This is a genomic window from Streptococcus sp. 27098_8_103 (genome assembly GCF_041432345.1).
Classification (GTDB): Bacteria; Bacillota; Bacilli; order Lactobacillales; family Streptococcaceae; genus Streptococcus; species Streptococcus mitis_BV.
The window spans coordinates 1-13,727 of the sequence record NZ_JAPVZK010000038.1; the positions used below are offsets into that span (position 1 = coordinate 1).

The following is a 13,727-nucleotide window of genomic DNA, read 5'->3' on the forward strand; positions in this document are numbered from 1 at the left end:
TCAGATTTTTTCAGAAAAATGTTTTATAAATATTCACAAATCTCCTATATTTATGGTAAAATAGAATCATCATTTTATTTTGGAGTCAAAGATGAATATATTTAGAACAAAGAATGTTAGTTTGGATAAAACGGAGATGCACAGGCATTTAAAGTTATGGGATTTGATTTTGTTAGGTATCGGAGCCATGGTAGGGACAGGTGTCTTTACAATAACAGGTACTGCAGCCGCAACTCTAGCGGGTCCAGCCCTAGTGATTTCAATTGTCATTTCTGCCTTGTGTGTGGGATTATCAGCTCTCTTTTTTGCAGAATTTGCTTCACGAGTACCTGCTACAGGTGGTGCCTACAGTTATCTATATGCCATCTTAGGAGAATTCCCAGCCTGGTTGGCTGGTTGGTTAACCATGATGGAGTTCATGACAGCCATATCAGGTGTGGCTTCGGGTTGGGCAGCTTATTTTAAAGGCTTGCTTTCTCAATACGGGATAGCCCTTCCTCAGGCTTTAAATGGTACCTTTAATCCTCAAGCAGGAACATTTATTGATTTATTGCCTATTCTTGTCTTGGTATTGGTTACCTCGCTTGTTTTACTTAATGCCAAGGCTGCCTTACGCTTTAATTCGATTCTAGTTATTTTGAAATTTTCTGCTTTAGCTCTCTTTGTTTTAGTAGGAATTTGGCATATCAAGCTTGATAATTGGAGTAATTTTGCTCCCTATGGTTTTGGACAAATCTATGGTGCTAGTACGGGTATTATGGCTGGTGCGTCCTTGATGTTCTTTGGTTTTTTGGGCTTTGAATCCATCTCTATGGCTGTAGATGAAGTCAAGACTCCTCAAAAAAATATTCCTAGAGGGATTGTCTTATCGCTTTCTATCGTAACCATTCTTTATGCCTTGGTGACTCTTGTCTTGACTGGTGTGGTTCACTATAGTCATCTAAATGTCGACGATGCCGTTGCCTTTGCCCTTCGCAGCGTTGGGATTAGTTGGGCAGCTAATTATGTGTCATTGGTGGCTATCTTGACCTTGATTACGGTTTGTATCTCGATGACCTATGCCCTATCTCGTATGATTTACAGTTTAGCGCGTGACGGCTTGATGCCTGCTGCCTTTAAAGAACTGACCAAAACAAGCAAGGTACCAAAAAATGCTACTATCTTGACAGGTCTAGCTTCAGCAGTAGCAGCAGGAATCTTCCCTCTTGCTAGTATCGCAGCCTTCCTAAATATTTGTACCTTAGCCTACTTGATCATGCTAGCTTACGGCCTGATTCGTTTACGGAAAGAAAAAGGGATGCCAAAAGCTGGAGAATTTAAAACACCATTGGTACCCTTATTACCAATTTTATCAATTATCATTTGTCTATCCTTTATGTTGCAGTATAATATGGAAACCTGGATTGCTTTCCTCATTGCTTTGTTGATAGGAAGTCTTATTTACTTTACTTATGGTTATAAGCATTCTACCATAGAAGAATAATACTCTTCGAAAATCTCTTCAAACCACGTCAGCTTCGCCTTGCCGTAGATATGGTTACTGACTTCGTCAGTTCTATCTGCAACCTCAAAACAGTGTTTTGAGCTGACTTCGTCAGTCTTATCTACAACCTCAAAACAGTGTTTTGAGCAGCCTGCGGCTAGCTTCCTAATTTGCTCTTTGATTTTCATTGAGTATATAAAGTGAGAATCTGTTGAGTTATTGAAACTCAGCAGATTTTTATATGTGAAAGAAATTTCAAATTTTTTCTAAAAATAGCTTGACAGATTAAATTTTTAGGAGTAAACTGTTTACCAGTTAATTAAATAGTTAAGGGGTTATCTATGAAGAAAAAAAGTTTATTTTTAGTATTGTTAAGTATCTTTCTTTTGTGTTTAGGTGCTTGTGGTCAAAAGGAAAGCCAGTCAGGTAAAGGGATGAAAATTGTAACTAGTTTTTATCCTATCTATGCTATGGTCAAGGAAGTATCTGGTGATTTGAATGATGTTCGAATGATTCAGTCAAGTAGTGGAATTCACTCCTTTGAACCTTCGGCAAATGACATCGCGGCCATCTATGATGCAGATGTCTTTGTTTACCATTCGCATACGCTTGAATCTTGGGCAGGAAGTCTGGATCCCAATCTAAAAAAATCTAAAGTGAAGGTTTTAGAGGCTTCAGAGGGAATGACTTTAGACCGCGTCCCAGGGCTAGAAGATGTGGAAGCAGGGGATGGAGTTGATGAAAAAACGCTCTATGATCCTCATACTTGGCTAGATCCTGAAAAAGCTGGAGAAGAAGCCCAAATTATTGCTGATAAACTTTCAGAGGTTGATAGTGAGCATAAAGAGACTTATCAGAAAAATGCGCAAGCCTTTATCAAAAAAGCTCAAGAATTGACTAAGAAATTCCAGCCTAGATTTGAAAAAGCGAGTCAGAAAACCTTTGTAACACAACATACAGCCTTTTCTTATCTAGCGAAGCGATTTGGACTCAATCAACTTGGAATCGCTGGTATCTCTCCTGAACAGGAACCAAGTCCAAGACAACTAACAGAAATTCAGGAATTTGTTAAGACCTATAAGGTTAAGACGATTTTTACAGAAAGTAATGCTTCTTCAAAAGTAGCTGAAACTCTTGTCAAATCAACAGGTGTGGGGCTTAAAACTCTGAATCCTTTAGAGGCAGACCCACAAAATGACAAGACTTATCTCGAAAATCTTGAAGAAAATATGAGTGTTTTAGCAGAAGAATTGAAATGAGGAAAGAATGAAAATCAATAAAAAATATGTAGCGGGTTCAGTGGCAGTTCTTGCCCTAAGTGTTTGTTCCTATGAACTTGGTCGTTACCAAGCTGGTCAAGTTAAGAAAGATTCTAATCGAGTAGCTTATATAGATGGTGATCAGGCTGGTCAAAAAGCAGAGAACTTGACACCAGATGAAGTCAGTAAGAGAGAGGGAATCAACGCCGAACAAATTGTTATCAAGATTACGGATCAAGGTTATGTGACCTCTCATGGAGATCATTATCATTACTATAATGGCAAGGTTCCTTTTGACGCTATCATCAGTGAAGAACTGCTGATGAAAGATCCGAATTATCAGTTGAAGGATTCAGACATTGTCAATGAAATCAAGGGTGGTTATGTGATTAAGGTAGACGGGAAATACTATGTTTACCTCAAGGATGCCGCCCATGCGGACAATATTCGTACAAAAGAAGAGATTAAACGTCAGAAGCAGGAACATAGTAGTAATCACGGGGGTGCTTCTAATGATCAGGCAGTAGTTGCAGCCAGAGCTCAAGGACGCTATACAACGGATGATGGTTATATCTTTAATGCCTCTGATATCATTGAGGATACGGGTGATGCCTATATCGTTCCTCATGGCAATCACTTCCACTATATTCCTAAGAGTGATTTGTCTGCCAGTGAATTAGCTGCTGCCCAAGCCTTCCTATCTGGAAAAGGTGGCCAATTAAGTACCGTTGAATACCGTTCAAGCAGGGGAGAAACAAGATCTAGTGTGAGAACGAGTCAATCTGAGGCTCCTCAAGATTCTGCAACAACCCCTGAGAGTCAAAATGAGGATTTAGCTAATCTCCTTCAAGAATTGTACGCTTTGCCACTTAGCCAACGTCATGTGGAATCTGATGGCTTAGTATTTGACCCAGCACAGATTACTAAACGTACTGCCAATGGTGTGGCAGTTCCTCACGGAGATCATTATCACTTTATCCCTTATTCACAAATGTCTGCCTTGGAAGAAAAATTGGCTCGAAATCTGCCAATTGGAGGTCAGCCAGTTCAAAGTCATTCTGACAATACGAAACCAAGCAGTCCTGAGAAACCAAGTTTAACATCAAGTTCAACGATTAGACCAAACTTTAATCTCAATACGCAAGCATCAAATCGAGGAACTGGAGGCGCTTATACAACGGATGATGGGTATGTCTTTAGTCCGACAGATGTGATTGAAGATACAGGAGATGCTTTTGTTGTACCGCATGGAAATCATTTCCACTATATACCTAAGAGTGATTTGTCGGCAGGAGAATTGGCTGCTGCCCAAGCCTATTGGAATGGGAAACAAGGCTCACATTCTGCTACAAGTTCAAGTAAACCAAGTAGTGACAATCCAAATCCAGCCCAGCCAAGTTTGACAGAGACACCAAACCTGACTGTCACCCCAACATATCATCAAAGTCAAGGGGAAGATATCCCAACACTTTTAAGTGAATTGTATGCCAAACCTTTATCAGAACGCCATGTGGAATCGGATGGCTTAGTCTTTGACCCAGCACAGATTACTAAACGTACTGCCAATGGTGTGGCAGTTCCTCACGGAGATCATTATCACTTTATCCCTTATTCACAAATGTCCCCTTTGGAAGAAAAATTGGCTCGTATGATAGCTGTCAAGGGACAAAATGGCAGTGTTGTCTTGCCAAGCGTCACTCCTCTGAAGCCAGCCCCTACTACCAAACCTCTTGCACCAGTGGAAAATAAACAGACTGAACTTGATGTCAACCAGGTTGTTAGAAAAATTGGCGACGGTTATATTATCGAGGATAAGGGCGTTAGTCGTTATGTTCTAGCTAAAGACCTAGCTAAGGATAAGATTGATGCTATTGAAAATCTTTTGTCTAAGAAAACTCAAGAAACACACGCTCTAGTTGCGAAGAAAGAAAATGTACCACCTAGGGACCAAGAATTTTATGATAAAGCATATAATTTATTGGCCGAGGCTCATAAAGCCTTGTCTGAAAATAAGGGTCGTACTTCTGATTTCCAAGCTTTAGACAAATTAGCAGAACGCTTGAATGATGAATCTTCTAATAAAGGAAAATTGGTAGATGATTTATTGGCATTCCTAGCACCAATTACCCATCCAGAACGACTTGGCAAACCAAATTCTCAAATTGAATATACCGAAAACGAAGTCCGTATTGCTCAATTAGCTGATAAGTATACAACGTCAGATGGTTACATTTTTGACGAACATGATATTATCAGTGATGAAGGAGATGCCTATGTAACGCCTCATATGGGCCATAGTCATTGGATTAAGAAAGAGAGCTTGTCTGAAGCTGAAAGAGCGGCAGCTCAGGCTTATGCTAAAGAGAAAGGTTTGACGCCTCCTTCAACAGATAATCAGGGTTCAGGAAATACTGAGGTTAAAGGAGTAGAAGCAATCTATAATAAAGTGAAAGCAGCTAAGAAGGTTCCCCTTGATCATATTCCTTACAATCTCCAACATACTGTTGAAGTTAAAAATGGTAGCTTAATTATTCCTCATTACGACCATTACCATAACATTAAATTTGGGTGGTTTGACGAAGGACTTTATGAGGCACCTAAAGGCTATAGTTTAGAGGATCTCTTTGCGACGGTGAAATACTACGTTGAACATCCTAACGAACGTCCTCACTCAGATAACGGTTGGGGTAATGCTAGCAACCATGTTCGTAAAAATAAGGCAGACCAAGACGGTAAATCTGATGAAGATAAGGAAAATCATCATGAAGCAGATGAGTCAACCCATCCTAAATCTAATGAAAAAGAAAATCACACAGGTCTAAACCCTTCAGTAGATAATCTTTATAAATCGAGCACTGATGAAGAAGAGCCAGTAGAGGAAACACCTGCTGAGCCAGAAGTCTCTCAAGTAGAGACAGAAAAAGTAGAAGCTAAGCTCAAAGAAGTAGAAGCTTTACTTAATAGTGTAACGGATGTTAGTTTGAAAGACAATGTGACAGAGAGCCTAGCTGGTTTACGGAATAATTTGAACCTCCAAACCATGGATAATAATGGTATCATGGCAGAAGCAGAAAAATTACTTGCTTTGTTAAAAGGTAGCGAGTCAGTTATAACGAAACCATAAGAACAGATTTTATCCTATAAATCAATATGAAGTAAGAGTCAGTAGCAATACTGGCTTTTATTTCTTAGAATGACATAAAAATCTTGACAGATAAGATTAAAAAAGGTAAACTATTTACTGGTTAATTAATTGGTTAAATAACCAGTTTAGAAAAAACTGTTTAACCGAGAAAAGAAGTTAAGAAAAAGCTTCAACATTTATTGAAATGAGGGATTTATGAAATTCAATAAAAAATATATAGCAGCTGGATCAGCTCTTATCGTATCCTTGAGTCTTTGTGCTTATGCACTGAACCAGCATCGCTCGCAGGAAAATAAGGACAATAATCGTGTCTCTTATGTGGATGGTAGCCAGTCAAGTCAGAAAAGTGAAAACTTGACACCAGATCAGGTTAGCCAGAAAGAAGGAATTCAGGCTGAACAAATTGTCATCAAAATTACAGATCAAGGCTATGTAACGTCACACGGTGATCACTATCATTACTATAATGGGAAAGTTCCTTATGATGCCCTTTTTAGCGAAGAACTTTTGATGAAGGATCCAAACTACCAACTTAAGGATGGAGATATTGTCAATGAAGTCAAGGGGGGGTATATCATCAAGGTAGATGGAAAATATTATGTCTACCTGAAAGATGCAGCTCACGCTGATAATGTTCGAACTAAGGATGAAATCAACCGTCAAAAACAAGAACATGTCAAAGATAATGAGAAGATCAGCTCAGATGTTGCTGTAGCAAGATCTCAGGGACGCTATACAACAGATGATGGTTATGTCTTTAATCCGGCCGATATTATCGAAGATACTGGTGATGCCTATATCGTTCCTCACGGTGGTCACTATCACTACATTCCAAAAAGTGATTTGTCTGCTAGTGAATTAGCAGCAGCTAAAGCTCATCTAGCGGGCAAAAATACGCAACCGAGTCAGTTAAGCTATTCTTCAACAGCTAGTGACAATAATACTCAAGCTATAGAGAAAGAATCAACTAGCAAGCCAGAAAGCAAAGTTGAAAATCTCCAAAGTCTATTGAAAGAACTCTATGATTCACCTAGCGACCAACGTTACAGTGAATCAGATGGTCTGGTCTTTGACCCTGCTAAGATTATCAGTCGTACACCAAATGGAGTTGCGATACCGCATGGCGACCATTATCACTTTATTCCTTACAGCAAGCTCTCTCCTTTAGAAGAAAAGATTGCTAGAATGGTTCCTATCGGTGGAACTGGTTCTACAGTTTCTAAAAATGAAAAAACTAATAAAGTAGCATCTAGTCTAGGAAGTCTTCCAAGTAATCCATCTACATTGACTACAAATAAGGCAATCTCTTCAACATCTGATGGTTATATCTTTAATCCCAAAGATATTGTTGAAGAAACAGCTACAGCTTATATCGTCAGACATGGTGATCATTTCCATTACATTCCCAAATCGAACCCAATTGGACAACCAACTCTTCCAAATAATGGTCTAGTAACACCTTCACCATCTCTTCCAATCAATCCAGGTGTTTCACATGAGGAACATGAAGAAGATGGGCACGGCTTTGATGCCAATAGTATTATTGCTGAAGATGACTCAGGATTTATCATGAGTCACGGCGACCATAATCATTACTTCTTCAAGAAGGATTTGACTGCTAATCAAATCAAGGCCGCACAAGACCACTTGAAAGGGGCAAATACAGCAACACCAAATCCAGCTCATGATGACGATCACGATGAAGATCATCATGGACACCATCATGATGATGACCATGATCACGGCTTTGATGCTAATCGTGTCATCAGTGAGGATGAGCAAGGTTTTGTCATGAGTCACGGAGACCATAATCATTACTTCTTCAAGAAGGATTTGACAGCTGATCAAGTCAAGGCAGCTCAGGATCATTTGAAAACACATCATGATGCAGAGCCTGTAAAACCTCTTGCTAAAACGGTAGAGTCTTTCTCAAGAGATGCTAGCGATGAAGAAAAGATTGCTTATATTTCGAAGACATACGGCGTGCCACTTGAAGCGATTAGAATTTCAAACGGATTCTTTGTTTTTGGAAATCCAGACCAAGCCTACGATCCAACTCATATCCACCCATATGCTGTTCGTAAGGAACATGTTCGTTTGCCACTCCGAACTGGCAATCCAGAACTTGATTTCCTAAACGAACTCTACACGACTGCTTTGAGAGATGGCGTGTCTCCGTATAGCTTACAGGTAGAAAATGGTAGTTTTGTGATTCCTCATGGCGACCATAATCACTACATCAAGGTTCAAACTAAGGGGTATGAAGTGGCTTTGAAAAACAAGATTCCAGCTCTACAATCCAATTATCAACCTGGAGCTTTTGATGAGAAGGCAGTCTTGGAAAAAGTGGATCAACTTCTAGCTGATAGCAGAAGTATCTACAAAGACAAGCCTATCGAACAAAGACAGATTGAGTTAGCCTTAGGTCAGTTTACTGAAAACATGAAGAAACTTGCAACTAACTCTACAGCAGGTTATCTTGCAACCCTTGATCTCTTTGATAAGCAATATATCCATATTGATGAAAGTGTCAAACCTACTGAAACAAGTGCTTTAGATAAGAAATATCAGGCCTTGATTGATAAAATCAATACACTGGATACAGACTCTTATGGACTTCCAAAGAAAGACCTTCTCGTTCGACTCCAAGAGGCTAAGTTGGCTAAAGATGAAGCTGCTTTAGTAGCGGTTGAATCACAACTTCAAGCTCTTCAAGACTTTAATGATCGAACAGGTGTTACAACTGTAGAATACATCAAGTATTTCTACGAACACGTAAATGACGGTCGTTTAAATGATGAACTTCGGAACAAAGTAGCTCAGTTGACTTGGACCTTGTATCAATCTCAATCTTTCCTTAAGGCAGCAGAATTGAACAGACTATTCCCAAGCATCTATCAGGCAAAACAAGAAGTGGAAGAAGCTTTGAAAGCTCAGCCAACTACTGCGAAATCAAGTCAAACAGTTCTAGATACTGAAAAAGTAGATAATCAAAGTGCCAAGACAGCTATTTATGGCTTCTTGAAAGAATTGTACGGAGACTTTATGCCTGAAGAACATGTCAATCATGTTAGCAAGGAAGAAGTAGAAAGTCTTTTGAGCAAGGCAAATCAACTCTTGGAACAAATCCAAGAAGAAGGAATCAGACAATCCTTGGCAGAAGAAGTAGAAAATCTCAAAGCTGCCACAAACAAGGCTGATGCAGACTTGGATGAAGTAAACAGTCAGGTAAAAGATGTCTTGACTCGTATCGCTAGCGCCCTCCAACAAGAGAAGGAAAATGCTGAGCAAGATCCTCAGACACTTGTACTCTATCAAAAACTCTACGATATTCTCATGTCGCTTCACGCATATTTAGAAAACAATAAGGGGTCTGATGCAGACTTTGATAAGGTGGATGCATTACTAGACCAACTTTCTGCTAAGAGTAAGGATAAGGCTGCTTTACTTGAATTGACAAAAGCTATTCTGGTCTTGAATCAAGAAATTAAGTCAAAATCAAGCTCGAGTGAAGAAGCAACTCCAGCGACAAATGCTGAAGCAAATGGTGAGAACACAAGTTCCGAAACTGAAACATCAGCAGCTGCGGAATCTAATAGTGAAACTGCAAGTGACGAAAACAAACCAAGCAACACAACAGATTCTAAACCTGCTGAACCAGCTTCAGAAAAGGAAACAACAGAATCTACAACAAGTACTGGAAATCAAGAAAAACCAGCAGAATAAAAAGAAAGGCGAAGTAGCTAAGCTACCTCGTCTTTTTAGTCTTTATAAGCTACGATACCAATGATGGTATCAACTGCACGTTCCATAGTCTGAAGGCTGACGTATTCAAAACGTCCATGCATATTTTCTCCTCCCGCAAAGATATTAGGAGTTGGGATTCCCATAAAGGAAATCTTAGAGCCGTCTGTCCCTCCACGAATTGGTTCGATAATAGGAGTGATACCTAAATCTTCCATAACAGATTTAGCAATGGTAATTGGAGTCATATCTTTTTCAATGACTTCTTTCATATTGTAGTACTGGTCTGTCAAGTTTAGAGTGACACGGTCGCTACCAAGTTCTTGATTCATCTTATCAGTGATAGACTGCATAGCTGCTTTACGCGCTTCAAAGGCATCTTTTTCAAAATCACGAATTATGTAGCTTGCACGCGCCTCCTCAACGTTTCCAGCAACATCCATAAGATGATAGAAACCTTGGTAGCCATCAGTTAACTCAGGTCGGTCATTCTCTGGAAGTTGATTATGAAAATCAATTGCTAGCTGAAGAGCATTAACCATCTGACCTTTGGCAGTACCAGGGTGGACATTGCGTCCTTGGAAATGCAATTCAGCACCAGCTGCTGAAAAGGTCTCGTACTGAAGTTCACCTAGTGGGCCACCATCAACTGTGTAGGCAAAATCAACATCAAAATCTTTTGCATCAAATTTATTAGCACCAACACCAATTTCTTCATCTGGACCAAAGCCAACACGAATCTCACAGTGCTTGATTTCAGGGTGAGCAGTAAGATATTCAATAGCTGTCATAATTTCAGCAATGCCTGACTTGTCATCAGCTCCTAGCAAGGTTGTTCCATCTGTTGTGATGAGTGTTTGACCTGGATATTTCTCAAGACTCTTAAAGTCAGCTGGATCGAGTTTGAAACCAGAATCTCCAAGTTCAATCACACCACCATCGTAGTTTTCAATTACCTGTGGATTGACTCCTTCGGCATTAAAGTCAGCAGTATCCATGTGGGAGATAAAGCCAATTTTACGTGTTAAAGACGGATCGTTGGCTGGCAAGGTACCAATCGCAAAACCATTTGGAAGGTAGTAGACGTTTTGCAGTCCAACACGTTTCATTTCAGGGATAAGAACATTGGTTGCGAAGTCAACCTGACTCTGTGTACTTGGAGTAGTAGTAGAGTGTTCATTAGAGCGCGTGTTGACCTTAACGTAGGTTAAGAAGCGGTCCAAGAGATTGGGGTAAGTCATAAAAAACTCCTTTTGAATTCATTTTTTCCATTGTATCATAGAAAAGAGAGAAAAACAAAAGACTGAAGTTAGGGAAATTCGCTATGTTGGCGTTTACTTATCAACAAATTAATGATAAAATAAACTTGATAAAAATATCACAAGGAAGTAGTTATGAAAAAAGCAATTTTAATGATGACTTTCGGTTCGCCAGAAGAGATTACCTTTGAAGGTGTGGCTGATTTTTTCACAAATATTCGTCGTGGAGTGAGACCTCAAGACCACGAGATTCAAACTCTCTATGATAATTATGTACTAATTGGAGGGACGCCTCTGCAAAAAATTACCCGTGAAGAGGTTGCCTTGGTAGAAGCTAGGCTGGGGAATGAATACAGTGTTTATTTTGCTAATAAGTTTTCTAGACCCTTTATTCCAGATGTGATTGGTCAGATGGAAGCAGACGGAATCGAGCAGTGCATTTGCTTGATTTTAGAACCTCATTATTCTTTCTACTCTGTCATGGGCTATGAAAAATTTTTAGAAAGCAAACAAATTAAATTTTTAGTTATCAAGGACTGGTATCAAGAAGAAGCGCTCTTAAACTATTGGGCAGATGAAATTGCTAAGATTTTAAAAGAAGAAGTAAAACAGGATAGCTTTAAAGTCATCTTTTCAGCCCACAGTGTCCCCATTTTTGCCTTGGATTTTGGTGATCCTTATATCGATCAAATTTTTGAAAATAGCAAGCTAGTCGCTGAAAAACTAGGTTTGAGTTCAGAACAATATACCAACACTTGGCAGAGTGAGAGTGATATTGGTATTCCATGGATTAAACCAGATGTTTTAGAGTATCTCAGAGAACAGAAAGAACATCCAGACCATTATATTTTTGTACCTATTAGTTTTATCAGTGAGCACATTGAAGTCTTGTTTGACAATGATGTGGAATGTTATGATTTATGTCAGGAATTTGGAGTAAACTACCATCGTCCACCAATGCCAAATACAGATTCTCGCTTGATTGATGCCTTGGTCAATACCGTCAGAGCTAATGAGAACAAAGAGTTTAAGGAATTTCTCCCAGAAGAAGAAACCTTTGATGAGTTAGTTCCGTCAGATGAGACGAAAAATATTTTGGCTGAATCTCAAGATTTACAAATGCCGGAATTTGTGAAAAAACTGATTGAGAAAAAAGGTCGTGAAAATGTTAAGATGCCTTATCTTATTAAGAAAATGCTTGAAAAAGCAGGTAAGTTACCAAAAGAGTAAAGAAAAAAGGATTTAGCTTTGTGCTAGATCCTTTTAATTGATTATTTTTTCTCAAGAAGAGCTTTGATCTCTTGAAGTACTTCCAACTCAGTTGGACCAGCTGGAGCTTCCTCAGCAGCTTCTTCTTTCTTAGTAAGGCTTTGAGCTTTTTCAATTCCTTTGATAACGAAGAAGAGAACAGTACCGATAACTAGGAAGTTGATAACAGCACTCAAGAATTTACCATATGTAACACCATTCCAAGCAAGCTCAGCGATGTTTTGTACTTTCGCAGCTTCCAAGGCTGGATTCAAAATAAGTGGAGTGATGATATCGTTAACAAGTGATGTAACGATTGCACCAAAAGCAGTGGCAATGATCACACCGACAGCAAGGTCAACAACATTACCACGAAGCAAGAATGCTTTAAGATCTTTTAACATTTTCATAATTTCCTTTCAAAAAACTCTTACACTTAATTATATATTAATTAAGAAATTCTTGCAAGCTATATGTTTAAAATTTTTCTTATTTTTTAAAAATAAATACCTTACTAAAAATGTAATTGAGGATAATTATTAAGAATTGTGCAATAATTGTTTCAATACGATTCACTCTATTAATATTATTATTTACAAATTGCCCGATAATATTAGGAAACTGAGTTACAAAGAGAAAAGTTAAAAACAAGTCTAAAAGAAAAGTAGAAAGACGTGCTATAGTAAATTTTACTAAACGGATTGACCAATTCTCTCTATCTTGCTTAAAGACAAGCCTATCATTTGTAATAAATGCAAATAGGATACCGATAATATTTGCTAAGGCAGTAGCAAGGAGTTCTCTGTGAGCTAGTTGATAAATGACTAATCGTGATAGTATAGAAACAAGAGTAGTTGCTATACCAAAAAAAAGATAGGCTAAGAGCTCATTCACGAAGAGACTTTGAATGCGTTTTTTCATGCTTTTAGTATAGCATAAAGCAGGCTATTGTGCTATACTAGTAAGGTTGAATAAAGCAACCCTTGGTGCTTAGCTTCTTTCACCAAGCATATTACACGCGGGTAACCGCTAAAGGAGAAAAGATGAAAAAATTAACTATTCGTGATGTTGCAGATATCGCAATCGTCGCTGCTATCTATGTCGTTTTGACTGTTACACCGCCCCTAAATGCCATCAGCTATGGTGCTTATCAGTTTCGTATTTCAGAAATGATGAACTTTATGGCTTTTTACAATCCTAAGTACATCATTGGAGTTACCATTGGTTGTATGATTGCTAATTTCTTTAGCTTCGGACTGCTAGATGTCTTTGTTGGTGGTGGATCAACCCTAGTATTCCTCAGTCTAGGTGTTTGGCTTTTTGCAAAATACAGCAAAGATTACCTCTTTAATGGATTAATTCGAAAAGATCATTTCTTCTTTTCAATCCTCTTTTCAATTTCTATGATTACTATCGCTGCCGAGTTGAATATCGTAGCGCAATTACCATTTTTCCTTACTTGGTTCACAACAGGAATCGGTGAATTTGCCTCATTAATTATTGGTGCGATTATCATTGGTAAAATTGGTCGTCGAATCGATTTAACTAAATAGAACCAGAAAAGCTAGGTAGCTATTACCTGGCTTTTT

The 13,727-nt window shown here is 38.7% G+C and carries 9 protein-coding genes and 1 riboswitch; of the genes, 6 read left to right on the top strand and 3 right to left on the bottom strand.

All coding sequences use genetic code 11. The features are described from left to right. The first annotated feature begins 91 nt into the window (after positions 1 to 91). The 4 genes from O3599_RS09110 to O3599_RS09125 all read left to right on the top strand — a co-directional run bounded on the left by O3599_RS09110 (position 92) and on the right by O3599_RS09125 (position 9,613). A complete protein-coding gene (locus O3599_RS09110) occupies positions 92 to 1,483 on the top strand; it encodes an APC family permease (RefSeq protein WP_247939836.1) in 1,392 nt (463 codons plus the stop codon). 341 nt (positions 1,484 to 1,824) lie between these two features. Next, on the top strand, positions 1,825 to 2,742 hold the full coding sequence (gene adcAII / locus O3599_RS09115; protein WP_000730403.1) for a zinc-binding lipoprotein AdcAII: 918 nt from the start codon (positions 1,825 to 1,827) through the stop codon (positions 2,740 to 2,742). Positions 2,743 to 2,749: 7 nt separating this feature from the next. Beyond that, positions 2,750 to 5,866 carry a pneumococcal-type histidine triad protein gene (locus O3599_RS09120; RefSeq protein ID WP_371512656.1) on the top strand — a complete coding sequence of 1,039 codons (3,117 nt, stop codon included), beginning with the start codon at positions 2,750 to 2,752 and terminating at the stop codon, positions 5,864 to 5,866. A gap of 216 nt (positions 5,867 to 6,082) precedes the next feature. After that, a complete protein-coding gene (locus O3599_RS09125; protein ID WP_371512658.1) occupies positions 6,083 to 9,613 on the top strand; it encodes a pneumococcal-type histidine triad protein in 3,531 nt (1,176 codons plus the stop codon). Positions 9,614 to 9,648: 35 nt separating this feature from the next. On the opposite strand, the gene pepT is transcribed toward O3599_RS09125, so the two are convergent. Further along, positions 9,649 to 10,872: a peptidase T gene (gene pepT, locus O3599_RS09130; protein ID WP_371512660.1), complete on the bottom strand. Its 1,224-nt coding sequence runs from the start codon at positions 10,870 to 10,872 to the stop codon at positions 9,649 to 9,651. A gap of 153 nt (positions 10,873 to 11,025) precedes the next feature. Here pepT and hemH point away from each other — a divergent pair, with 153 nt between their 5' ends. Next, complete coding sequence (gene hemH, locus O3599_RS09135; protein ID WP_247939831.1) at positions 11,026 to 12,120, top strand: ferrochelatase; 1,095 nt, start codon at positions 11,026 to 11,028, stop codon at positions 12,118 to 12,120. Between the two features lie 41 nt (positions 12,121 to 12,161). Here the strand turns inward: hemH and mscL are convergent, their stop codons facing one another. Both mscL and O3599_RS09145 read right to left on the bottom strand, forming a co-directional pair. Further along, positions 12,162 to 12,542 (bottom strand): large conductance mechanosensitive channel protein MscL, encoded by a 381-nt coding sequence (gene mscL, locus O3599_RS09140; RefSeq protein ID WP_000910205.1) that lies wholly within the window; start codon positions 12,540 to 12,542, stop codon positions 12,162 to 12,164. A gap of 85 nt (positions 12,543 to 12,627) precedes the next feature. Then, positions 12,628 to 13,059, bottom strand: a complete 432-nt coding sequence (locus tag O3599_RS09145; RefSeq protein WP_078238429.1) for a GtrA family protein — start codon at positions 13,057 to 13,059, stop codon at positions 12,628 to 12,630. A gap of 28 nt (positions 13,060 to 13,087) precedes the next feature. After that, positions 13,088 to 13,184, top strand: a riboswitch (PreQ1 riboswitch). Here O3599_RS09145 and O3599_RS09150 point away from each other — a divergent pair. After that, positions 13,182 to 13,691: a QueT transporter family protein gene (locus tag O3599_RS09150; protein WP_033685126.1), complete on the top strand. Its 510-nt coding sequence runs from the start codon at positions 13,182 to 13,184 to the stop codon at positions 13,689 to 13,691. It overlaps the preceding riboswitch by 3 nt. Positions 13,692 to 13,727: the final 36 nt, after the last annotated feature.

Coding starts and splice junctions, on each gene's coding strand:
- O3599_RS09125 (WP_371512658.1), top strand. CDS start 6,083: ATGAAATTCAATAAAAAATATATAGCAGCTGGATCAGCTCTTATCGTA.
- O3599_RS09110 (WP_247939836.1), top strand. CDS start 92: ATGAATATATTTAGAACAAAGAATGTTAGTTTGGATAAAACGGAGATG.
- mscL (WP_000910205.1), bottom strand. CDS start 12,542: ATGTTAAAAGATCTTAAAGCATTCTTGCTTCGTGGTAATGTTGTTGAC.
- O3599_RS09120 (WP_371512656.1), top strand. CDS start 2,750: ATGAAAATCAATAAAAAATATGTAGCGGGTTCAGTGGCAGTTCTTGCC.
- O3599_RS09145 (WP_078238429.1), bottom strand. CDS start 13,059: ATGAAAAAACGCATTCAAAGTCTCTTCGTGAATGAGCTCTTAGCCTAT.
- adcAII (WP_000730403.1), top strand. CDS start 1,825: ATGAAGAAAAAAAGTTTATTTTTAGTATTGTTAAGTATCTTTCTTTTG.
- O3599_RS09150 (WP_033685126.1), top strand. CDS start 13,182: ATGAAAAAATTAACTATTCGTGATGTTGCAGATATCGCAATCGTCGCT.
- pepT (WP_371512660.1), bottom strand. CDS start 10,872: ATGACTTACCCCAATCTCTTGGACCGCTTCTTAACCTACGTTAAGGTC.
- hemH (WP_247939831.1), top strand. CDS start 11,026: ATGAAAAAAGCAATTTTAATGATGACTTTCGGTTCGCCAGAAGAGATT.